Origin of the sequence: Bradyrhizobium sp. BTAi1 (assembly GCF_000015165.1) — a bacterium.
GTDB lineage: Bacteria > Pseudomonadota > Alphaproteobacteria > Rhizobiales > Xanthobacteraceae > Bradyrhizobium > Bradyrhizobium denitrificans.
In genome coordinates, this window is record NC_009485.1 from 3,081,657 (window position 1) to 3,104,686 (window position 23,030).

The 23,030-nt window shown below is 64.2% G+C and carries 18 protein-coding genes; 9 read left to right on the plus strand and 9 right to left on the minus strand.

Annotated elements, in window-relative coordinates:
• Positions 1-184 precede the first annotated feature (184 nt).
• Together folE and BBTA_RS13825 are read right to left on the minus strand one after the other, a co-directional pair.
• Complete coding sequence (folE, locus tag BBTA_RS13820) at positions 185-805, minus strand: GTP cyclohydrolase I FolE (RefSeq protein ID WP_012043105.1); 621 nt, start codon at positions 803-805, stop codon at positions 185-187.
• 134 nt (positions 806-939) lie between these two features.
• On the minus strand, positions 940-2,676 hold the full coding sequence (locus BBTA_RS13825) for a methyl-accepting chemotaxis protein (RefSeq protein ID WP_041750629.1): 1,737 nt from the start codon (positions 2,674-2,676) through the stop codon (positions 940-942).
• Positions 2,677-3,224: 548 nt separating this feature from the next.
• On the opposite strand from BBTA_RS13825, the gene BBTA_RS13830 reads away from it, so the two are divergent.
• Both BBTA_RS13830 and BBTA_RS13835 read left to right on the plus strand, forming a co-directional pair.
• Positions 3,225-4,811 (plus strand): B12-binding domain-containing radical SAM protein, encoded by a 1,587-nt coding sequence (locus tag BBTA_RS13830; protein ID WP_012043107.1) that lies wholly within the window; start codon positions 3,225-3,227, stop codon positions 4,809-4,811.
• Between the two features lie 358 nt (positions 4,812-5,169).
• Complete coding sequence (locus tag BBTA_RS13835; protein WP_012043108.1) at positions 5,170-7,527, plus strand: RND family transporter; 2,358 nt, start codon at positions 5,170-5,172, stop codon at positions 7,525-7,527.
• A 295-nt stretch (positions 7,528-7,822) separates the two neighbouring features.
• Here BBTA_RS13835 and BBTA_RS13840 read toward each other — a convergent pair whose 3' ends face one another.
• Complete coding sequence (locus BBTA_RS13840; RefSeq protein ID WP_012043109.1) at positions 7,823-8,317, minus strand: hypothetical protein; 495 nt, start codon at positions 8,315-8,317, stop codon at positions 7,823-7,825.
• Between the two features lie 471 nt (positions 8,318-8,788).
• On the opposite strand from BBTA_RS13840, the gene BBTA_RS13845 reads away from it, so the two are divergent.
• The 5 genes from BBTA_RS13845 (at position 8,789) to BBTA_RS13865 (ending at position 13,326) form a co-directional block, all read left to right on the plus strand.
• Positions 8,789-9,022, plus strand: coding sequence for a hypothetical protein (locus BBTA_RS13845; RefSeq protein ID WP_012043110.1), 234 nt, complete (start codon positions 8,789-8,791; stop codon positions 9,020-9,022).
• Positions 9,023-9,248: 226 nt separating this feature from the next.
• Positions 9,249-10,127 carry a squalene synthase HpnC gene (gene hpnC, locus BBTA_RS13850; RefSeq protein ID WP_012043111.1) on the plus strand — a complete coding sequence of 293 codons (879 nt, stop codon included), beginning with the start codon at positions 9,249-9,251 and terminating at the stop codon, positions 10,125-10,127.
• On the plus strand, positions 10,124-10,963 hold the full coding sequence (gene hpnD, locus BBTA_RS13855) for a presqualene diphosphate synthase HpnD (RefSeq protein ID WP_012043112.1): 840 nt from the start codon (positions 10,124-10,126) through the stop codon (positions 10,961-10,963). The genes hpnC and hpnD overlap by 4 nt, the downstream gene beginning before the upstream one ends.
• Complete coding sequence (hpnE, locus tag BBTA_RS13860) at positions 10,963-12,213, plus strand: hydroxysqualene dehydroxylase HpnE (protein WP_012043113.1); 1,251 nt, start codon at positions 10,963-10,965, stop codon at positions 12,211-12,213. The genes hpnD and hpnE overlap by 1 nt, the downstream gene beginning before the upstream one ends.
• A gap of 348 nt (positions 12,214-12,561) precedes the next feature.
• Entirely contained in the window at positions 12,562-13,326 is a 765-nt protein-coding gene (locus tag BBTA_RS13865) for a phosphorylase (RefSeq protein WP_371260207.1), read from the plus strand.
• A gap of 286 nt (positions 13,327-13,612) precedes the next feature.
• Here BBTA_RS13865 and hpnH read toward each other — a convergent pair whose 3' ends face one another.
• Together hpnH and ispH are read right to left on the minus strand one after the other, a co-directional pair.
• Positions 13,613-14,761, minus strand: coding sequence for an adenosyl-hopene transferase HpnH (gene hpnH / locus BBTA_RS13870; RefSeq protein WP_012043115.1), 1,149 nt, complete (start codon positions 14,759-14,761; stop codon positions 13,613-13,615).
• Positions 14,762-14,795: 34 nt separating this feature from the next.
• Positions 14,796-15,722: a 4-hydroxy-3-methylbut-2-enyl diphosphate reductase gene (gene ispH, locus BBTA_RS13875; RefSeq protein ID WP_041751430.1), complete on the minus strand. Its 927-nt coding sequence runs from the start codon at positions 15,720-15,722 to the stop codon at positions 14,796-14,798.
• Between the two features lie 488 nt (positions 15,723-16,210).
• Between ispH and BBTA_RS13880 the strand changes: the two genes are divergently transcribed.
• Positions 16,211-18,799, plus strand: coding sequence for an MMPL family transporter (locus BBTA_RS13880; protein ID WP_012043117.1), 2,589 nt, complete (start codon positions 16,211-16,213; stop codon positions 18,797-18,799).
• Between the two features lie 77 nt (positions 18,800-18,876).
• Here BBTA_RS13880 and BBTA_RS13885 read toward each other — a convergent pair whose 3' ends face one another.
• Positions 18,877-19,500, minus strand: coding sequence for a DUF2147 domain-containing protein (locus tag BBTA_RS13885; RefSeq protein ID WP_012043118.1), 624 nt, complete (start codon positions 19,498-19,500; stop codon positions 18,877-18,879).
• 101 nt (positions 19,501-19,601) lie between these two features.
• Here BBTA_RS13885 and hpnO point away from each other — a divergent pair, with 101 nt between their 5' ends.
• The gene (gene hpnO, locus BBTA_RS13890; protein WP_041750630.1) at positions 19,602-20,993 is read left to right on the plus strand and encodes an aminobacteriohopanetriol synthase HpnO; all 1,392 of its coding nucleotides are present in this window, start codon (positions 19,602-19,604) and stop codon (positions 20,991-20,993) included.
• Positions 20,994-21,253: 260 nt separating this feature from the next.
• Here hpnO and BBTA_RS13895 read toward each other — a convergent pair whose 3' ends face one another.
• The 3 genes from BBTA_RS13895 to BBTA_RS13905 form a co-directional block, all read right to left on the minus strand.
• The gene (locus BBTA_RS13895) at positions 21,254-22,036 is read right to left on the minus strand and encodes an anti-sigma factor (protein ID WP_012043120.1); all 783 of its coding nucleotides are present in this window, start codon (positions 22,034-22,036) and stop codon (positions 21,254-21,256) included.
• 3 nt (positions 22,037-22,039) lie between these two features.
• Positions 22,040-22,588, minus strand: coding sequence for a sigma-70 family RNA polymerase sigma factor (locus tag BBTA_RS13900; RefSeq protein ID WP_012043121.1), 549 nt, complete (start codon positions 22,586-22,588; stop codon positions 22,040-22,042).
• A gap of 97 nt (positions 22,589-22,685) precedes the next feature.
• Positions 22,686-23,018, minus strand: a complete 333-nt coding sequence (locus BBTA_RS13905) for a cupredoxin family copper-binding protein (RefSeq protein WP_012043122.1) — start codon at positions 23,016-23,018, stop codon at positions 22,686-22,688.
• Between the last annotated feature and the right edge of the window lie 12 nt (positions 23,019-23,030).

Sequence of the window (23,030 nt, forward strand, 5' to 3'; positions counted from 1 at the left end):
CTCGCGTTGATCCGGATCGGGGCACCTGCGCGCACGACCCTGCGGCGCGACGATGCCACGTTCGAACGTGCGAATCCAGCAGCTCTCAGTCGTGCGCTCATGATCCCCGACACACATGCCCAATGCAGGATAACGTGGGCGGTGTCGGGTTGGATCACTTCGGCTCCTGGAAGGTTCCGGAACCTCAATCCTTCAGGTCCGCATTGACCATGGCCAGGAACTCCTGCCGGCTCATCGGATCGTTGCGAAAACAGCCCAGCATGCGGCTGGTGGTGAGGTCGACCCCGTGCTTCTTCACGCCGCGCGAGCTGATGCAGTGATGGGCTGCCTTGATCACGACGGCCACGCCCTGCGGCTGCAGGACCTCATCGATGATGTTGGCGATCTCGGCGGTCATACGCTCCTGGATCTGCAGCCGGCTGGCATAGGCCTCGACGACGCGGGCGAGCTTGGAGATGCCGACGACCCGGCTGCGGGGAACGTAGCCGACCCAGGCGCGGCCGATGATCGGCGCCATGTGATGCTCGCAATGGCTCTGGAACGGGATGTTCCGCAGCAGCACCATCTCGTCATAGCCGGCCGTTTCTTCGAAGGTCTTGCGCAGATACTCTTCAGGGTTCTGGTCATAACCGGCGAAGTAGCTCTTATAGGCGCGGGCGACACGCGCCGGCGTCTCGGAGAGACCCTCGCGCGAAGGGTCTTCACCGATCCATGTCAGGATGGTGCGAATGGCGTCTTCGACATCGTCCTGGGTAACGCGGACCGGGTCGCAGGCGAAGGGAAGCTTCTTGGCTGTGTTGCGCACGGGGGCTCTCCGAAAGCAGGGTAACGGAACCCAAACCGGCGCGGATCACCGGGGATCAGGAAAATCCCCGGCGGACGTTTGTCGGAGCTTGTGGTCGGTGTGTGCCGTGACCGACCAGGTCGCAGGGAGGCCGGTCAGGACGCCCGCCGCAGCGTCGGGACTGTGGACGGGCCGGAGCGGAGGTTCTGGAAGAACCTCTCGACCTCCTGGGCGAGCGTCTGTGCGGTCGAGTTGAGATCGCCGGAGGCTGATAGCACGGAAGCCGCGGCAGTCGAGGTTTCCCCGATCGCATCACGCAGCGAGCCGATGTTCATGACCAGCGTCTGATTGCCATGCGCGGTCGATTGCGCATTGACCGAGATCTCGCGCGTCGCCTGATCCTGCTGCTGGATGGCATTGGAGATGTTGGAGGTGATCTCGTTGATGCCGCGCACGGCATCGCCGATCTCCCGGACCGCGTCGACCGCGGTCTTGGTCGAAGACTGGATCAGTGCCACATTCTCGCTGATCTCCTCCGTGGCCTTGGCGGTCTGCCCCGCCAACGCCTTGACCTCATGCGCGACCACGGCAAAGCCCCGTCCTGCGTCGCCCGCTCGCGCCGCCTCGATGGTCGCGTTGAGCGCCAGCAGATTGGTCTGTTCGGCGATGGTCTGGATCAGCGTCAGCACGCCGTCGATGCGCTGGGTGGCGGCGGCCAGGCCCTCGATCTCGGTGATCGACTTCTCGGTGCGCTGGCCGGTCTGCTCCACGGCGCCGGCGGACTGCCGGATCTGGCGGCCAATCTCTTCGACGGACGCGGAAAGCTCCTCGGCCGCGCTCGCGACGGCGGAGACGTTGGTCGAGGCTTGCGTTGTGGCGCCGGCCGCGGTGGTGGCGCGCTCGTTGGCGTCCGCCGTCAGCCGCGTGATCGTCTCGGCAGTGCTGCGCATCGCGGCGGCGTTCTCGGTGACGGTCCGCATCACGCCGCTGATCGCCGTGCGAAAGTCTTCGACGGCCGCTTCGATATGGCGCGCGCGGGCCTCGCGAATCTCCGAATCCTGCGAAACTTGGTTGTTGAGGTCGCGGTTGTGAGCCATCGCCTGTTGGAAAACGCCGATGGCGCGCGCGAGCTCGCCGATTTCGTCGGCCCTGGAGGCATGCGGCACCTCGACATTCTCGGCACCGGTCGCGACTTGACGAATGGTATCGGTGATCTGCGACAGCGGCCGGGCGACTGACCGGGCGATGATCACGACGCCGGCGGCGACGAGCAGCAGCATCACCCCGCCCAGGCCTGTCAGGACCAGCGACAGCCGGCGATTGGTCTCGGTGTCCTCGCTGATCCTGCGGCCGCGTTCCAGATAGACTTTCGACAGCTCGTCGAGATCCTTGTTGAGCGCCGAGCGAACCGATCGGTTGGCGTCATTGTCGCCCCATTCGCGCCCCGCGGCAGGACTGATCTCGATGGCGCGCCGCACCAGCTCCTTGCGAAAATCGACGAACTGCTCGATGCGCTTCTTGAAGGTCGCAAATTGTTGCGCGTCGTCGGCCTGCACGATCGCCTGCCACTTGTCGACGACCTTGAGGATCTCGGCATTGAACTTGAGCAACCCGTCGCCGTAGCGCTTCACCACCGCGGGGTCGGTCGACATGTAGACGCCGCGCGACTCCATCACGACGGCGTAGACGAGGCCGTTGACCAGCTGGACGTTGAGCGCCGCGAGATTGGCCGTCTCGATTGCCTTGGTCAGCTCGGCGCCGCGCCGCGAATTGTAGTCGGACAGCCAGGTGATCGCGGCCGTCAACAGGGCGAACAGCGCAAAGATCGCGTAGAGCTTCACTGCGATGGAATGGCGCGTGGCCGTCTTCGTTGACGTCGAACGTGGAGTCATGAGGTGGATTACCGCAGGGTTGGGCTGCAACGCAGAAGCGATTATTTGTTAATAGTTATGCAAAACCTTCATGGAGAAAGCGTTAAGTGGGGCATCGCCAGTATGATGCAACCACCACGGAATTGATCCACGATCTCAAAATAATAGGGGCGTCCTCGGAACCTGCTGCAGCACCGCGGTCTCCGCGTGATTACGGATACCCCTCGGGCCGCCGGCGTCGCCTCACTCCGTCCCTCCTCATTCCACGCGCCCTCATTGCAAATGCATCGCAACTCGTCGCCGGCAGCATTTGCGATCCGAGGGACGAATCGCGCATGTCCTGAGCGACCGCAGGTCAGCTGTCGACCTTGATGTCAGTCAGCGCGGGCCTGCAGTGAGTCGGAACCTTTGATCATCGACATCGTTGTCGATCTTCGTCCGGCGGCTTGGCGGCTTGGCTTGTGTCGCACTGCGTGCGCGCGCGGACGCGACTCAACTTTTCTGGAAGTGGTGGCGCAATCGCGCCCATCGCTCTATGGTATCATGGAGCCGTGACTGCGAGGGCGATCATGAGATTCGAAGGGGTCCAGACCGTACGCCGTATCCTCTGTGTGTTTCCGCGCTACACCTCCTCGTTCGGAACGTTCGAACATGCCTATCCGCTCACGGACGGCATCCAGGCCTTCATGCCGCCCCAGGGGCTGCTGCTGATCGCAGCCTATTTGCCGAGTTCATGGCAGGTCCGTTTCATCGACGAGAACATCCGCGCTGCGCAGGCGGAGGATTTCGCCTGGGCCGAGGCCGTGTTCGTCAGCGGCATGCACATCCAGCGTCAGCAGATGAACGACATCTGCCAGCGTGCCCACGCCTTCGATCTGCCGGTCGCCCTCGGCGGACCCTCGGTCAGTGCCTGTCCCGACTATTATCCGAGCTTTGACTATCTGCATGTCGGCGAGCTCGGCGATGCCACCGACGAGCTGATTGAACGCCTCGCGCGGGACCCGTCACGGCCTGAGCAACAGGTCGTGCTGCGCACCAAGGAGCGCGTGGCGATGACGGAATTCCCGGTGCCGGCCTATGAGCTCGCGGAGGTGAAGAATTACTTCCTCGGCAGCATCCAATATTCCAGCGGCTGTCCCTATCAGTGCGAATTCTGCGACATTCCCGGGCTGTATGGGCGTAATCCGCGCATCAAGACGCCGCAGCAGATCATCGCCGAGCTCGACAAGCTCCGGGAATGCGGCGTCACCGGCTCGGTGTATTTCGTCGACGACAATTTCATCGGCAACCGCAAGGCGGCGCTGGAGCTGTTGCCGCATCTGATCGAATGGCAGAAGCGCACCGGCTATGTCATGCGGCTGGCCTGCGAGGCGACGCTCAATATCGCGAAGCGGCCCGAGATCCTGGAGAAGATGCGGGAGGCCTATTTCATCACCATCTTCTGCGGCATCGAGACGCCCGATCCCGATGCGCTGACGGCGATGCAGAAGGACCACAACATGATGGTGCCGATTCTCGAGGGGATCAGGACCATCAACAGCTATGGCATGGAGGTGGTCTCCGGCATCATCATGGGACTGGACACGGACACGCCGCAGACCGCCGATGCGCTGCTGCAATTCGTCGAGGAGAGCCGGATTCCGCTGCTCACGATCAATCTGCTGCAGGCGCTGCCGAAGACGCCGCTATGGGATCGCCTGGAGCGCGAAGGCAGGCTGGTCCACGACGATGGACGCGATTCCAACGTCAAGTTCCTGATGCCCTATGACGAGGTGGTGTCGGCGTGGCGGCGCTGCATGGATGTGGCCTATGAGCCGGAGCGGCTCTATGCGCGCTATCAGCATCAATGCGACACCACTTATGCCAACCGCATCAAGGTGCCGGTCAGCGCGGAGATGAAGAGCTGGCCGAACATCCGGCGCGGGCTGGTGATGATGGCCAAGATCTTCTGGAAGGTCGGTGTGCTCGGCGACTACAAGCGGCCGTTCTGGCGCTTTGCCTGGACCCAGCTCAGGCGCGGCGAGATCGAGAACTTCATCGCGGTGGCGATGATCGCGCATCACCTGATCATGTTCGCCCGCGCGGCCTCCCGCGGCCATCAGAACGCCTCGAACTATTCGATCCGACTGCGCGAGGCCGCCATCCCCGCCGCGTAAGGGCCTTCGGAGCCGCGCCGCCGGGCGGCGCGGTGGCTGCAGATCGGGCGTCCGGCCAGATTGTTGAGCGCATCAGCTATTCAGGGCACTCGACCCGCTGACCCGGCCTTTTCAAGGCCGCCAGAATCGTGGCGTGATCCGATTCGATGCTGGCTCCCGGTCTTGTGTGGGCTCGCATGGTTGCGGCCGGGGAGTGAACCCTGCTAGACCCTGGCCCGACGAATTTTCACGCATTTTCAAGGATTAGCTGCAGCTGCAGGCCACAAATCGGTCATGTCTGGCTCGCTGAGCGGCCTTAATTCTGCCCTATGCGCTCGAGCCCGCCGAATTGGGCCGCGCTTCAACCACTGGACACCGAATGCTGGAAGTCAGGCACGACAACGAAGTCCATGTCGAGAAGGTCGAGCAGCGGCCGGCCGACAGTATCGCGTTCGGGCTCGAACGCCTCGGTCTGTTCGCCGTCAAGGTGCCGATCCTCTCCTGCGTCGTTCTGCTGTTGCTGATCGTGGCGGCCGTCTTCGGCATCAAGCGCATCCAGATCGACGATTCGCTGAGCCAGCTGTTCCGCTCCGACAGCAAGGAATTCCACCAATATGAGGAGGTCACCAAGAAGTTCCCGGCCGAGGAGTTCGACGTCCTCGTCGTGGTTGAGGGCAAGTCGCTGCTCGCCCGGCCCAACCTGGAGAAGCTCCGCGAGTTCGTGACCGATCTGCAATTGGTGGAGGGGACGCGCGGCCTGGTGTCGCTGTTCTCCGCCCGCCAGGCCCCGGCACCAGGCAAGCTTCCCGCGGCGTTGTTTCCCGCCGATCTGCCGGAGGGCGAGGCCTATGACAAGTTCATCGAGACGGTGAAATCCAACGAGATCATCCGCGGCAAGCTGTTGTCGGAGGATGGCACGCTGGCGCTGATCGTGCTGTCCCTCGAGCCCAAGGTGGTCGCATCGAACGACCTCGGCAAGGTGGTCGGCGACATCAGAAAGCTGATGACGGACGACTTGGCCGATACCGGGCTGAACGTGCAGCTCTCCGGTGTCCCGGTCATGCAGCTCGAGATCCGCAATGCGGTCGAGCGTGACGGATTGACCTACAATGTGCTCGGCATTCTCGCCGGCTGCATCATTGCCATCATCTTCTTCCGCAAGGTCTCCTTCATGATCGCGGCGGCCTTCCCGCCGCTGATCGCGATCCTGCTCGCTCTGGGCGCGCTGGGCTGGGCCAATTTCAACCTCAACATGTTCCTGAACGTGATGACGCCGCTCATCATGGTCATCAGCTTCTCCGATTCGATGCAGCTCACCTTTGCCGCGCGGGACCGGCTGATCGCCGGCCAGGACAAGGTGACGGCGTTCAAGAACGCGGTGCTGGTCGTCGGGCCCGCTTGCGTCCTGACCCACGCCACCGCCGGCATTTCCTTCATCGCTCTGCAGTTCTCCGACAGCGACCTGATCCGCAAGTTCGGCGAGGCGGGGCTTGCCGCCACCATCATCGCACTGCTCGCGGTGCTGTCGCTGGTGCCGGTGTTCGGCGTGTTGCTGGTGCGCAACGAAAAGACCTTCGCGGTCAAATTCCAGGGCGCCGATGCCGGCGTCCAGGCGCTGCGCAATTTCTGCTACTGGATCGCGGTGCGCATGGTCGGCCGGCCCGGCCTTTTCAGCCTGATTGCGGTGGTGTTCGTCGGCTCGCTCGCGGTGATCTATGCGAGCCTTGAGCCGCGCTATCGGCTCGCGGACCAGGTGCCGGACAAGCGCCAGGCCGTGGCGGCCAGCAATCGGCTCGATGCCAAGCTCACCGGCGCCAATCCGGTCAATGTGCTGATCCAGTTTCCCAAGGGCGCATCGCTCTATTCGCCTGAGACCTTGCAGACGATCGCCGACGTCCATGCCACGGTCGAGAAGACCGCCGGCGTCGGCAATGTGTGGTCGGTCGAGACGCTCCGGCGCTGGCTCGCCGAGAAGGCCGGCTCATCGGACACGGCAACCCTGCAGGAATATGTCAGCCTGATCCCCGAGCATCTGGTGCGCCGCTTCATCGACAAGGAGCAGGACGCCGTCGTCGTGGCCGGCCGGGTGCCCGATCTCGATTCCAGCCAGCTGTTGCCGGTGGTCGACAAGCTCGACCGCGAGCTCGATACGGTCAGGAAGAAGCACCCTGGCTATGAGGTTGCAGTGACCGGCCTGGCCGCCATCGCGGCGCGCAATTCCGCCGCCATGATCCAGAAGCTCAACCATGGGCTGACCATCGAGTTTGCCCTGGTGGCGATGTTCATCGGCCTGGCCTTCCGCTCCTGGGTCGTGATGCTCGCCTGCATCCTGCCCGGCATCTTCCCGGTCGTGATGTCCGGCACGCTGCTCTGGGCGATGGGGGAGGGGCTGCAATTTGCCAGCGTCGTCGCGCTCACCGTGTCATTCGGGCTCGGCCTGTCGGCCACCATCCACTTCCTCAACCGGCTGCGCATGGAAAGCGCGCCCGGCGTGAGCGCGGCGGTGGCAGTCGAGCGCGCCACCGTACTGGTCGGACCGGCGCTGATCCTCACCACGGTGGTGCTGGCCTGCGGCCTCGTCGTCACCGTGTTCTCGGATCTGCCCTCGTTGCGGCTGTTCGGCTGGCTCAGCGCCTTCTCGATGGTGGCGGCGCTGTTCGCCGATCTCTTCATCCTGCGTCCGACCGCAATGTTCCTGATCAACCTGGCCCAGAAACTGAAGCGCAAGCCGGTGTGAGGGGCGGGACTTGGTCCAAGCCCAAACACACAATTGTCATCGCCCGGCTTGACCGGGCGATCCGGTAAGCCGCGGCCTATCCGTTCAATCACAATCGCCCTGGAATAATGGGGCGCCCGGTCCCGGCTTCGACGCGGCCACGAGCTCAAGGGCGCGCCGCAGCTTTAGCGAAGGCGGCAAGCCGGGCGGCGACAGCGGGGCTTAAACGCCTATGTTCCTCTTGGACGCAGTAAGAAATAAAAGCGGCCCTGACATCGTCAGGGCCGCTTGCCTATTCCGGTGCTGATCGTGTGGGTCAGGTCTTCGACATCGTGATGTTGACGCCGCGGATCTCGCCCTTGGACGAGATCTGAACCACCTGCTTGTTGCCGTTGGTCCTCAGCGTGATGCTGGCGGCGAAGCCTGCGGCCTGGACGAAGACGTCGATCTGGCCATTGCCCGCGGTGCCCTGCAATTCGCCGTTCACATTGCGGCTCGCCTCGCTCCAATTGCCGGAGATGCGGTCGCCCTGGCTGGTGACGTCGCTGGACAGCAGGAACTTGTAGCTGTCGCTGGCGCATTGCAGGCTCTGCTTCAGATTGGCGCCGGCCACCTTGTAGCTGGCCTTGCAGCGGATGCGCTCGGTGGTTCCGTCCGACAGCGCGACCGTGCCGTTGCCCGACCACGAGCCGTCGAAGCCGGCGAACGGACCCGATTGCGCCTGAACTGCCGATGCCGACAGGATCAGCGCCGCGCCGAGTCCGGCTGCCTTGATGACACGGCCTGAGAGAGGTGAGCCGAACAGTTTCATAGTGAGTTTCCCATCCAGAATGACGCCGTTGTGCGGCCGCGTTTCACCGCTTCGAACACTTTAGTGTCCCCGCCAAAAGTGAGGTTCAAATGACAGCTGACCGGGCGTGAGGTGCGGTCAGGTGCCATGATGCCGCGCGGTGATCGTGCGATCGGTCGCGCCGCTCGTGCAAATGGCTGTCGTCCCTCGCACCCCGATTGGCGCGCATCTAACGGTCCGCGCGGCATGCTTGCAACAGCCAAATGCGAAAAACGTGTTCCGAAAATAATGCCCTAGTATCAAAGCCTTGTTTATGTCAAAGCTTGGCCCTGGGCTCGACCTGCCCAGAGATCCTAGGGCGTAAATTTGGCCGCAATTGGCAGCGTTTCTTTGGCGCTGGGGGGCTGGCGGTCCTTGCAAACCAAACAGGTGTTTTCCCGGGCAGCATCGGCGATCCGGGAGGTCTCCTCTGCTGTCAAACGAAGGAACACGATGCGTAAGATTTTCCTGGCACTTTCTCTGCTCTCGCTGTCCGCTACCACCGCCGCGTTCGCGCAAGGCGCGCGGGGGACCGCAGAGGAGCAGGCGGCTTGCACCCGTGACGTTCAGAAGTTCTGCCGGGCCGTGATCGACCAGGGCGATTTCACGATCCTGGCGTGCCTGAAGGAGAACCGCCCCAAGATCAGCCCGGCTTGCGATCAGGTGCTGAAGAACCACAACCAGTGAGGCGTGTCGACCGGGGCTGACTGTGCTCCGGTCCATGCAATGGTTAACGGCTGCCGTCCCGCCGATTCGAGGTGGACGGCGGCCCGGCCGTGTTGCTTCCCCGAGATGGATTGCATTGGTTTTGGCCGGATCTTCGCCTATATGGAGGCCAGCGATCCGTTCGCATGAGCGAAGCGGCGGGCATCGTTTGTCGTAGCGCCCTTCAAACCTGATAGCTGTTTCGTCCATGACCACCGCGAGCGATTTGCGATCCGGCAAGACACACCGGGACGAGAACTTTCCGGTCGCGTCCTGGATCATCCGCCCCGAGCATCGGGCGCTGATCCTCGCCTTCTACAATTTCGTGCGCACCGCCGACGACATCGCCGACCATCCGAGCTTGCCGGGCGACGAGAAGCTGCGGCTGCTGGATCTGCTCGAGGCCGAACTCACCGGGACCGGCGAGACGCAGGATGTCGCTGTCGGCCTGCGCCGGGCGCTCGCCGCGCGCGGCATGGCCCCGCGCCATGCCCTTGACCTGCTGGTCGCCTTCCGCATGGACGTCACCAAGCTGCGCTACGAGAACTGGGACGAGGTCATCCATTACTGCCGCTATTCGGCGATGCCGGTCGGACGTTTCATGCTCGACGTGCATGGCGAGTCCACCGCGACCTGGCCGGCATCTGACGCGATCTGCGCCGGACTGCAGATCAACAACCACCTGCAGGATTGCGCCAAGGACTACAAGGCGCTCAACCGCGTGTACCTGCCGCGCGATGCGCTGGCCGAGGCCGGTGCCACGGTCGAGATGCTCGGCGCGCCCAAGGCGGCGCCGCCGCTGCTGACCTGCCTGCAGAAGCTCGCTGTGCGCAATGCGGCGTTGCTCGAGGAGGGCAGGGACCTCAACAGCGGCGTCAAGGACTTCCGCTTCGGACTGGAGATTGCCGTGATCCAGGCTTTCGCCGATCGTATTGTCGCAATGCTCAAAGTGCGCGATCCGCTCAGCGAGCGGGTGCATCTGTCGCCGATGGGGATGCTCGGTCTCACCGCCGCGGCGGTCGCAGGCGAGATCGGGCGTCGCCTCGCGGGACGTCATCCGGTCAGCAAATCGGCGGCCGGCGCATGACTCTGGAGGCGACTGCAGACAGCATCGATCACGGCACCGCCGCGTCCGGCAGCTCGTTTTATGCCGCCATGCGCATCCTGCCGCCGGCCCAGCGCGATGCGATGTTCCAGGTCTACAGCTTCTGCCGCGAGGTCGACGACATCGCCGATTCCAATGGCCCGCGTTCCGAACGGCTGGCCGCGCTGCAGAAATGGCGCGACGATATCGACGCGCTGTATCAGGGCAACCCGCCGCCGCGGCTGCGCGACTACGTCAGTTCGGTGAAGACGTTCGGGCTGAAGCGGGAAGACTTCCTCGCCATCATCGACGGCATGGAGATGGACGTGCCGCAGGAGATCCGCGCGCCCGATCTCGCCACGCTCGATCTGTATTGCGACCGGGTGGCCAGCGCCGTCGGCCGGCTGTCGGTGCGCATCTTCGGCATGCCCGAAGAGGACGGCATCCTGCTGGCTCATCATCTCGGCCGCGCGCTGCAGCTCACCAATATCCTGCGCGATATCGACGAGGACGCCGGCATCGGCCGGCTCTATCTGCCGCGCGAGGCGCTGCTGTTCGCCGGCATCACCGGCGACGATCCAGCGAAAGTCGTGCAGGAGCGCGCGCTGCCCAAGGTGTGCAACTCGGTTGCCATACGGGCGAAAACGCATTTCGAAAAGGCCGACGAGATCATGCGGCGCAATCGCCGGCGCACCGTGCGGGCGCCGCGGATCATGGCGAAATATTACCGCGCCGTGTTCGACCTGTTGCTCGAACGCGGTTTTGCCCCGCCGCGTGAGCCGGTGCGCGTGAGCAAGCTCACGAAGATCGGCATCATCCTCCGTTACGCTTTCATCTGATGAACAAGATCGCTCACATTATCGGCGCCGGAATCTCCGGCCTCTCCGCCGGCGTGCGGCTCGCCAATGCCGGCTACACCGTCCATGTCCACGAGGCGACCCAGCAGCTCGGCGGCCGGTGCCGCTCTTATTACGATGCCGCCACCGATCTCGTGATCGATAATGGTAATCATCTGCTGCTCTCGGCCAACCACCACGTGCTGGCCTATGCCCGGGTGATCGGCTCGGAGGCAGGGCTGGTCGGGCCGAAGGAGGCGCAATTCGCCTTCGTCGATATCCGGACCGGCCAGCGCTGGCTGCTCGATCTCGGCAGCGGCCGGCTGCCGCTCTGGGTGTTCGACGAAAGCCGCCGCGTCCCCGATACCACGCTCGGGGACTATCTGGCGCTGTCGCCGCTGATCTGGGCCGGCACCGCCAAGACCATCGGCGATACGATACCCTGCAAGGGCACGTTGTATGACCGGCTGGTGCAGCCGCTGCTGCTGGCGGCCTTGAACTGCGATCCGCCCGAGGGCTCGGCTGGCCTGGCCGGGGCGATCGTGCGCGAGACGTTGCTGGCCGGCGGCCAGGCCTGCCGTCCGCTGATCGCGCGCGACGGTCTCTCCGGCGTGCTGATCGACCCCGCCGTCAAATTCCTGGAAGGCAAGGGCGGCAGCGTCCGGATCGGGCGGGAGCTGCGCAGCCTCGATCAGGCCGCTGGCCGCGTCACCGGGTTGCGCTTCGGCGGTGACGAGACCGTCGCGCTCGGGCCGGATGACGTTGTCGTGCTGGCGGTGCCGCCGCGGCCCGCGATGGCGCTGCTGCCGGGCCTGACGGGCCCGACGAAGTTTCGTGCCATCGTCAATGCCCATTTCCGCATCACCCCGCCGAAGGGCGCGCCGGCGCTGCTCGGCGTGGTCGGCGGACTGGTCGAATGGCTGTTTGCCTTTCCGGAGCGGCTGTCGGTCACGATCAGCAATGGCGACAGGCTGGTCGACATGCCGCGCGAGCAGCTCGCCGCTGCGATCTGGGCCGACGTCTGCAAGGCCGCTGGCATCTCCGCCGAGCTGCCGCCCTGGCAGATCGTTCGCGAGCGCCGCGCGACCTTCGAAGCCACGCCGGAACAGAACGCGCTGCGGCCGGGCGTCAAAACCAGTTTTGCCAACCTCGCTCTGGCCGGGGACTGGACCGATACCGGCCTGCCGGCGACGATCGAGGGATCGGTGCGGTCCGGCGATCGCGCTGCGGATCTGTTGCTCGGCAAAGCCTGACGGACGACAGAAGCGCCGCTGCGGCCGCCTGGCCTGAGGTGAGGCCGGGACGGGATTATCACATTTTCGTGGCGTGGTTTTTGCTTGGAGTTCCATGACCGGTGAGGCCGGCCGGGCGATGTTCCACTCTGGGACGGCGTCAGCGGCACCAAATGGCAACACCGGGCAGAAAATGCATCGCTTGCGGGTGCAGTGCGGCGCAAACAGGGTTTCCTCGCGGATTTTTTCTGCGTAATCCTCGGTTTGTTAAGGTCTTTCCGCTCTGGCGCCGCCGCGCTCGAGGCATTGGAACAAGAGACGGAGACGTCGGCTTTCGCGACGTCCGATACAGGTGGCAGGGGTCGGATTGTGAAGTTGGGGATGGGGGACGAAACGTCCGCGGATCGCCCCATTGATCCGCGACCGGTTCTGGTTGTGACCGGTCTGGTGCAGGAGGCCCGGATTGCTGCCGGGCCCGGCATGATGGTTATCTGCAGTTCGAGCGATCCAAAGCAATTGCGCTCGCTGCTCACGGTGTTCGACCCGACCTCTATTCGCGGTGTCGTCAGCTTCGGCGTGGCCGGCGGCCTCGATCCCAGTCTCAAGGCCGGTGATATCGTCCTCGCGACCGAGGTGACCGCCGGGGATGCGCGCTGGCTGTCGGGCATGTCGCTTCGTGAGGAGCACATCGCGCGCGCCGCGCTGAAGAAGCGCCGCGTGGTGCGCGGCGTGCTCGCCGGGGCAGAGGAGGTGGTGGTGGCGCAGGCCCGCAAGGCGGCGCTGCGGATGAAGACCGGCGCGGCCGCTGTCGACATGGAGAGCCACATCGCAGCCGCTTACGCCGCTGAGTATGGACTGCCGTTCGCGGCCCTGCGGGTGATCTCCGATCCCGCGCATCGTACGCTGCCGTCGCTGGCCAAGGACGCCATCAAGCCGAACGGCGCCATCGACCTGCCGATGATCCTGCGCGGCGTGGCCCGCAATCCGACCGTGCTGGGCGGCCTGGTCTCCACTGGCATCGAGTTCAACCGCGCTTTGCGCTCGCTGCGCGGCGCCCGTGATCTGCTGCTGAGCGGCCTGCTCGCAGCGGAGCATTTCCTCGAAACCGAGACGCTGGCCGCCGCCGAGGCGTGAGCGTTCCCGATCTTGCGCCGTTGAATCAGCTGTCGCCGCGAACGTTGTGCGCGTCGACGATCTTGGCCGTTGGCTGCATCAGCGAATCCGCTGTCGCAGGACAATTCTCGCCACCCCTGACCCTGCAAGCCGGGCGGGGGAGCGCACCGGCCGGGAAGGATGAGAGCCCGGCTGCTACTCCCTGTGACGCTCGCCCGCGGCTTCGCAGGCAGCTCACTCGTTCTCAGTCCAAAAACAAAGGCCGCCGATTGCTCGGCGGCCTTCTTTGCTGTCCGTTGATGTCGTCTCAGGCCGCGGTCGAGGCCTTCTGCTGCGCCTCGATCGCCTCGTCGCGGCGGATCTCGGAGAGGCGCTTCTGCACCTCGGACGAGAACACGTACTGCGCCGGGCGCTGCTTGGAGAGGTCGATCTCCGGCGCCATCGGGCCTTCGGTCTTGATGCCGCGCAGCGACACCCACATCGCCTTCAGCGGATTCGTCAGCGCTGCGTCGGCTGCGGTGGCCTCGTAGCCGCAATGCGCCATGCAGTCGGCGCACTTCTCATACTTGCCGGTGCCGTAGGAGTCCCAATCGGTGGTCTCCATCAGCTCCTTGAAGGTCTTGGTATAGCCTTCGCCCAGCAGGTAGCAGGGCTTCTGCCAGCCGAAGATGTTGCGCGCGGGCATGCCCCAGGGCGTGCACTCGAACTCCTGGTTGCCGGCCAGGAAGTCGAGGAACAGGCCGGAATGCATGAAATTCCACTTCTTGCCCTTGCCGAGCGCGAACACGTCGCGGAACAGCTGCTTGGTCTTGGTGCGGTTCAGGAAGTGCTCCTGGTCCGGCGCGCGCTCATAGGCATAGCCCGGCGACATGGTGACGCCGACGCCGAGCTCCGTGGTGAAGTCGAGGAACTTGGCGATCTCCTCGGCCGGATGATTGTCGAAGATGGTGGCGTTGACGTTCACGGTGAAGCCGCGCGCCTTGGCGGCCTTGATCGCCGACACGGCGCGATCGAACACGCCCTTCTGCGACACGGCCTTGTCGTGATGCTCGCGCAGGCCGTCGAGATGCACCGAGAAGAACAGATAGGGCGAGGGCTCGAACAGATCGAGCTTCTTCTCGAGCAGCAGCGCATTGGTGCAGAGCGAGACGAATTTCTTGCGCGCCACCAGGCCGCGCACGATCTCGCCGATCTCCTTGTGGATCAACGGCTCGCCACCGGGGATCGCCACCATCGGCGCACCGCATTCGTCGGCCGCGTCCCAGCACTCCTGCGCCGTCATGCGGCGGTTGAGAATCGCGTCGGGATAGTCGATCTTGCCGCAGCCTGCACATGCCAGGTTGCAGCGAAACAGCGGCTCCAGCATGAGCACGAGCGGATAGCGTTTGCGGCCGAGAAGCTTCTGCTTCATCAGATAGGCCCCGATACGCAGTTCCTTGTGGAAGGGGATTGCCATTACGTCTCTTCTTTCTGGACCAAACGAGGAGCGATCAGCCCGCGACCAATTCGGCCGGCAGGCGAAATTCGATGTTTTCTTCCCGCCCCGGGACCACCGCGACCTCAACCGGTCCGATGCGCCGCAAGGCTTCGATGACGTCGTCGACGAGCACTTCGGGAGCCGAGGCGCCAGCGGTGATGCCGACGGCCCGGGCGCCCTTCAGCCACTCCGGATTGAGCTCGCTGCCATCCGCGACCAGATAGCTTGCGACCCCGGCCTCGGTGCCGATTTCGCGCAATCTGTTCGAGTTGGAGCTATTGGCGGCGCCCACCACCAGGATAACGTCCACCAGCTTGCTTAAGTCCCATACCGCAGATTGGCGGTTCTGTGTCGCATAGCAGATATCCCGGATATCGGGACCTTGAAGGTCTGTAAAGCGGGCTTGAAGGGCCGAAATGATGTCCTTGGTGTCGTCTACGCTCAGGGTGGTCTGGGTGATATAGGCCACGGGCGTGTCGCTGGGCAGGGGCAAAGCGGCCACATCGGCGACGTTTTGGACCAGATGAACGGGGCCGGGAACCTGGCCCATGGTGCCCTCGACCTCGGGATGTCCGGCGTGGCCGATGAGTACCAGGGTACGGCCCTTGGACATATAGCGTTTGCCCTGGTTATGCACCTTGGTCACGAGGGGGCAGGTGGCATTGAGGACCGGCAGGCCCCGGGCGGCCGCCTCCTCCTCGACGCTGCGTGCCACGCCATGCGCGCTGAACACGGTCACCGCGCGCGGCGGGACTTCCGAGAGGTCCTCGACGAAGATCGCGCCCTTGGCCTTGAGGCTCTCGACGACATATTTGTTGTGCACGATCTCGTGACGCACATAAACGGGCCGGCCGTACTTCTCCAGCGCGCGCTCGACGATCTCGATGGCGCGCACGACTCCCGCACAAAAACCGCGCGGCTGCGCGAGATAGATCTGCAGTGGACGTCGGTCAGTCACGTTACCTCACTTTCGACCCGCACCTCCGTGCGCGTGATGAGCTGCAATATCCGCACCAAGCGGATGCCTCATTTGCGCGCTGCTCCGCATGGAAGCGCAGGGCTTTGTGTCAAAAATCGAGCACGGAGGAAAGCCGGTTTGCAACTCGCTCGCATGTGATCGAACGCACACGGGCAGCGAATCGGTGGTGGTATTTTAGTAATTGCAGATTATCCCTGTTACCTGAGCTACTTAGGATCTCACTCGTTCGTCACTTTACCGCCGAGAACAGCCGCTATATCAGCCGCCCCGACGGTTCCGTGCATCGCTCGATCTGAGCCGCCGTCCAGGGACCATCCGACTCGTCACGGGTTTGGGCCAAGGCCGTGTCGGGGCCGCTTCGGACATGGTCCGCGGCTGGTCCTGGCCAGGGAACTCCGCCATGAAGCGGACGTTTCCGCCCAGCCCGTAAAACATTAGAAAGTCAAGAAGTGCTGACAACGATTGTCGTCTCCATCGTCAAGGCCTGCACGCGGTTTGCGTGGCCGACATTGATTGCGGGCCTGCTTTTGTCGGTGGCGGCGGGCGTCTACACCGCCGGTCATTTCGCCATCAACACTGACATCAACAAGCTGATTTCCCCGGAGCTCGATTGGCGCAAGCGCGATCAGCAATATGAGCAGGCGTTCGATCGCGACCGGATGATCCTCGGCGTGGTCGAGGCGGCGACGCCGGAACTGACCGGCGTGGCGGCGGATGCGCTCGCCAAGAAGCTCAAGGGCGACACCAAGAACTTCTCCTCCGTGGATCTGCTCGGCGGCGGCGAGTTCTTCGCCCGTAACGGGTTGCTGTTCCTGCCGACGGACGAGGTGAAGCAGTTGACCGGGCAGTTCGCTGCCGCGGCGCCGCTGATCGAGATCATGGCCGGTGACCCGTCGATCCGCGGTCTGACCGGTGCGCTGGAGACGGGTCTTGCCGGCGTCACGCGTGGCCAGGTCAAGCTCGACAGCACCGCGCGTCCGTTCGACTACATCTCGCAAACGGTGGAGACCCTGCTCGACAAGGGCGATGCCACCTTCTCCTGGCGCCAGCTGATCTCGGACAAGCCGCTCACCGAGGGCGACAAGCGGGCCTTCATCCAGTTCAAGCCGATCCTCGACTATCAGGCGCTCGAGCCCGGCAAGGCGGCGACCGATGCCATCCGCCAGGCGGCGGCCGAGCTCGATTTCCCCAACCGGTTCCACGCCCGTGTCAGGCTGACCGGGCCGGTCCCGATCGCCAACGAGGAATACGCCACGGTGCAGGAGGGCGCCGTCGTCAACGGCATCGGCACCGTCGTGGTGGTGCTGGTCATCCTGTGGCTGGCGCTGCATTCGGCCAAGATCATCTCGGCCGTGTTCATCAATCTGTTCATGGGCCTTGCCATCACCACGGCGGTGGGCCTGATGATGGTCGGCTCGCTGAACCTGCTGTCGGTCGCCTTTGCCGTGCTGTTCATCGGCCTCGGCGTCGATTTCGGCATCCAGTTCAGCGTCCGCTACCGCTCCGAGCGCTTCAAGAACGACGATCTGCCGGAGGCGCTGGCCGAGGCGGCGCGGCGCTCCGCGGTGCCGCTGTCGCTCGCGGCGATGGCGACCGCTGCCGGATTTCTCTGCTTCCTGCCGACCGACTACAAGGGCATTTCCGAGCTCGGCGCCATCGCCGGGGCCGGCATGATGATCGCCTTCCTGTCGTCGATCACGGTTCTGCCGGCGCTGCTGAAGATCCTCAATCCGCCCGGTGAGAAGGAGCCGGTCGGCTATGCCTTCCTGGCCCCGGTCGATCACTTCCTCGAAACGCACCGGGTGCCGATCATCGTCGGCACGCTTGGCCTCGTCATCGCTGGCCTGCCGCTGCTTTATTACATGAAGTTCGACTTCAACCCGATGAACCTGCGCAATCCGCACGCTGAATCGATTGCGACCTATCTGGACCTCCGCAAGGACCCGAACACCGGCGCCAATGCCATCGACGTGCTGACGCGCTCGGAAGCCGAGGCCAAGGCGATCGAGGCCAAGCTCGCGAAGCTGCCTGAAGTGGCGCGCGTGATGTCGCTCGACAGCTTCGTGCCGGAGGATCAGCCGGCCAAGCTGGCGATGATCGCGCAGGGCGCGAAGGTGCTCGGGCCTGCACTCAATCCGGATCAGGTCGATGCAGCGCCGACCGACAAAGAGAATATCGATGCGCTGAATTCGACCGTCAACAATCTGCGCCGCACGGCCGGTGACGGGCAGGGGCCCGGCGCGGTGGCATCTCGGCGGTTGGCCGACGCGCTCGCCAAGCTCGCCGGCGCCAGCGAGAGCCTTCGCAACAAGGCGCAGGCCGTGTTCGTTGAGCCGCTGCGGATCACGCTGGAGCAACTCAACGCGACCTTGCAGGCGCAGCCGGTGACGCTTGCGAACCTGCCGCCGGAGCTCGTATCGCAGTGGAAGAGCAAGGACGGCCTGATTCGCGTCGAGGCCCAGCCCAAGGGTGACCCGAACGACAACGATAATCTCCGGCGGTTCGCCAATGCGGTGCTGGCCGCGGAGCCGAATGCGATCGGAGGACCGGTCTCGATCCTGAAGTCCGGTGACACGATCGTGAAGGCGTTCATTCACGCCGGCATCTACTCGCTGGTCGTGATCAGCCTGTTGTTGTGGGTGACGCTGCGCCGCTTCTCGGACGTGCTCATGACGTTGGTGCCGTTGCTGGTGGCCGGTGCGGTGACGCTCGAAATCTGCGTTCTGATCAAGCTGCCGCTGAACTTCGCCAACATCGTCGCACTGCCGCTGCTGCTCGGCATCGGCGTGGCCTTCAAGATCTATTATGTCGTGGCCTGGCGTTCCGGCAGAACGAACCTGCTGCAGACCAGCCTGACACGCGCGATCTTCTTCAGCGCGCTGACGACAGCGACCGCCTTCGGCAGCCTGTGGCTGTCGAGCCACCCCGGGACATCCAGCATGGGCAAGTTGCTGGCGCTGTCGCTGGTCACCACGCTGGCCGCGGTGTTGCTGTTCCAGCCGGCCCTGATGGGCAAGCCGCGCGAGGTCAAGGAATAGGCGCGCACTGCGGATTTTGATGACGAAAAAAGCGGCCGAGCATCTCGGCCGCTTTTGTTTTGGACGTCCGCCGTGCTTCAGCGGACCCGTGCGATCTCCGGCAGCAGGCAGATGTCGCCGACCTGGTCGGCGGGCTTTGCTGCCGGTTTACCGGCCGCTGCCACCACGCCCGTGGTCGTCTTCGGAGCCGGGGCCGCAGCTGGAGCGGGCGCGATGGGTTTCTGTGTACCTTTGGCCATGCTGTTCACGGGGCTCGACGGGATCGGCGGACCGACCCGCGTCCACGTCTCGCCCCCACACAGGAAGCCGAGCACGCATCCTTTGATCTCCAGATGATCTGGGTCGCTGGGTGTGATCGTGGAGCTATAGAGCTGACCGTCCTTGGCGTTGTAGACTTGGCCTTCCCATTGGTCAGCTCCGGCCTTCTTCTTCATGTCGATCAGGATCGGCATGCCGAGTGTCGGACGGCTCTGCTTGGCCGGATCGGGATTGTTGCTGTCACGCCCCCCCGGGGTCTTCTCCCAGGCCACGACGCCCCACATGCTGCCATTACATTGTGCGACTCGGATGTTTGCGACACCGTCAGACACTCGCCAGTCGCCGGTCGGATCGGCTGCGAGCGCGGACGAAATTCCTGATGCGAACAAAACGCCCGAATATGTTATCATTGTCCGCATGAGGTTTTTGGAGCGATGCAACATTGGCAGAAACCCGTGCTTGCTTTGATGATGCGAATGAGGGCAAAACGCCGCATTGCGCGTTTTCAGTTGACGAAACGTCTCTCAACCGAAGTATGTAGCTGATGCTAAAACCAAATCTAGACGTTTCCGAGATGTTTGTGGAGCGCCAAGCGCAGCGCAGCACGATGCACTCTCGGCATCTGAACGAGCAGCTGGTTCGCGTTCTCAAGACGATCGGATACGATGTCGGGTTCCAAAAGGGACAAGGCCAATATCTCTACGATCGTGACGGCGCCCGCTACCTCGACCTTCTGAGCGGTTTTGGTGTCTTTGCAATCGGCCGCAACCATCCGACCCTGCGTGACGCGCTGAAGAGTGTGCTCGACAGCGATCTCCCGAACCTCGTCCAGCTCGATGTTTCGACACTTGCCGGCGTTCTGGCCGAGCGGCTGCTCGAATATGTCCCATATCTGGACAAGGTGTTCTTCGCCAATTCCGGCGCCGAGACCGTCGAGGCGGCGATCAAATTCGCGCGTGGCGCGACCGGCAGGCCCGGCATCGTCTATTGCGGGCATTCCTATCACGGCCTGACCTATGGCGCGCTGTCGCTGACCGACGATTCCAACTTCCGGACCGGCTTCGAACCGCTGCTGCCGGGTTGCACGGCCGTGCCGTTCAACGATCTGGCTGCTCTGGAGCAGGCGCTGTCGTCGCGCGAGATCGCGGCCTTCATCGTCGAGCCGATCCAGGGCAAGGGCGTCAACATGCCCTCCGACGAGTTCCTGCCCGGTGCGGCTGCGCTCTGCAAGAAATACGGCACGATCTTCATCGCCGACGAGATCCAGACCGGCATGGGCCGCACAGGGCGGTTCCTTGCCGTGGAACATTGGAACGTCGAGCCCGACATGGTGCTGCTGTCGAAGGCGCTGTCGGGCGGCCACGTGCCGGTCGGCGCGCTGCTGACGCGCAAGCACATTTTCGACAAGATCTTCAACCGCATGGATCGGGCTGTCGTGCACGGCTCGACCTTCGCCAAGAACGACCTCGCAATGGCGGCCGGGATCGCGACGCTCGAGGTGATCAAGGCCGAGAAGCTGATCGAGGCTGCCGCCAAGCGCGGCGCCGAGCTGCGCCTGGCGCTGACGCGCATGGTGCCGGGCTATGAGCTGTTGAAGGAAGTGCGCGGCAAGGGCTTGATGATCGGCGTCGAGTTCGGCCCGCCGAAATCGCTGCGCCTGAAGGCCTCGTGGAATGTGCTGGAGAGCGCCAATAAGGGCCTTTTCTGCCAGCTGATCACGGTGCCGCTGTTCAAGGATCACAAGATCCTGACCCAGGTCGCCGGCCACGGCCTGCACACCATCAAGCTCCTGCCGTCGCTGACGATCACCGAAGAGGACTGCAGCTGGATCGAACGGGCCTTCGACGACGTGATCGCCCAGAGCCACAAGGTCCCCGGCGCGATCTGGTCGCTCGGCAAGACCCTGGTCGACAACGCGATCCGCAAATCGGCGTGAGCCGACCGACTCCACGATCAACGTCGGCGCCACACGCCGAGCTGTCATCGCCCGGCTCGACCGGGCGATCCAGTACATTGGGACGGTTGTGATCATCTCGATGGGCCGCGGCGTACTGGATGCCCGCCTGCGCGGGCATGGCATCCGAGGAATGCGGCTTCGCAGGGGGGCAAAAGCGCGAAGCGCCGTGCCACCATATCAGTTTCTCTCTCGCCATTGGTGGGCTCACGTCGTTTCGTTCGCAACGACTGAAGCTCGTCTCAGCCGCTCCCCCCCATCGTGCGCTCGAAGCGTTCGCCGAACTCATTGAGCTCGTCCGGATTGATGTCGCTGACCGCCCAATAGCTCAGGCCGCGGTCGCGCCAGCTGCGGATGTTGAAGCCTTGGATCGTCTCCAGCCGTGACGCGCGGCGTGCAGTGGACGATGTCTGCGCCACGAACAGATTGATGACGTGCTGGCGCCGGCGATAGACGACGGCGCCGATCGGGCGCGCGTCGACGTAATCGAGCCGGCCGCCGATCAAAGTGAAGCCCTGTGCGGTGAGGTCGATCACCGGCGGCGCGACGTCGAGCTTGCCGTTGAACCAGGGCTTGACGGTGTGCTGATCGGTCGAGATCACATCGGTCAGGTGACCCGCCTGCAGCGAGCGCAGATGCGCCGAGACGATCTCGGCCTCGATCCGTTGCTGGTCGTCGTTGCGCAACACGATCGCGACGAGACCGGTGGCGGCCAACGCCGACACGGCCGAGCCCATCGCAAAACCCTTCAGCAGCGTGCGCCGGCTCGGCACCGCGGCGAGCGGCGTGATCGACGCCGCAGCAGCGGCAGGCAGCGCAGCTTCGATGCGCAGGCGCAAGGCGGCGGGCGCCTTCGTGATCAGGTCAGCGCCGGCCAGCGCCTGCTTCATCTGCCTGATCGCAGTTAGCTCGGCAGCGCAGCGCGGGCAGGCGGCAATATGGGCCTCGACCTCCCGGGCATGGCCGGCATCGAGCTCGCCATCGGCCAGCGCGTGGATCAGGATTTCGGCATCGTCGCAGGTCATGGCTTAGGGCTCCTCCTGCGCCAGCCAGGCGGCGCGCAGCATCGCGCGCGCCCGGGCGAGACGCGACATGACCGTGCCCACAGGCACGCCGGCGGCCTCCGCGATCTCGCGATAGGACAGGTTGTTGATCTCGCGCAGGACCAAGGTCTCGCGAAACGGCTCGGTGAGCGTATCGATCAGGCGCTGGATCGACGAGGCATCGCGCTGGCGCAGCATGGCGCCTTCCGGCGTCTCGACGCTGTCCTGCCAAAGCGGTGCCTGCTCCGTGGTCTCCGGCGCATCGTCGAGCGCCTTGACCGGCGCGCCGGCGCGACGTGCGAATTCGGCGTGGCAGACATTGCGCAGGATCGCGAACAGCCATGGCTTGATCGCCGGGCCGCGATAAGTGTCGAAATGCTTGTAGGCGCGCAAATAGCATTCCTGCACGGCATCCTCGGCGTCGGCCTGATGACGGAGCAGATAGCGCGCCAGCGTATAGACGTCGTCGAGATGCGGCAGCGCCGCCTCGCGGAAGCGCCGCGCCCTTTCGGGATCATCATGCGGTGTGGTCACCGGCTTCCTCTCCGGGTCGCTTCGCGGCATCACGGCCGGGCCCGCGCAGCGCTGCCGGCTCGACCGTGATGTGATGCTCATGCCCTGGTTTGCGGCGCTACTCAACCTTCACCAGTCCCGTCATGTGCGGATGCAGCGAGCAGAAATATTTGTAGTCGCCGCTCGCCGCGAAGGTGAACGAAAAGCTGTCATCGGTGTCGAGCGTCTTCGATCGGTATTTGCCGGCCGACACCACCGTATGCGGAATGTCGTCGTGGTTGGTCCAGGTCACGGTATCGCCGGCCTTCACCGTCACCTCGGCCGGGGTGAAGGTGAAATTGTCGATCGTGACCTTGATGGTCTCGGCGCGCAGCGGGGTTGCCGCGAAGCCGAGCAGGGCAGCAGCGAGCGCCCAGCCGATGCTGCGGTCGAACGACACGAATCCTGTCATCGCGATCGATCC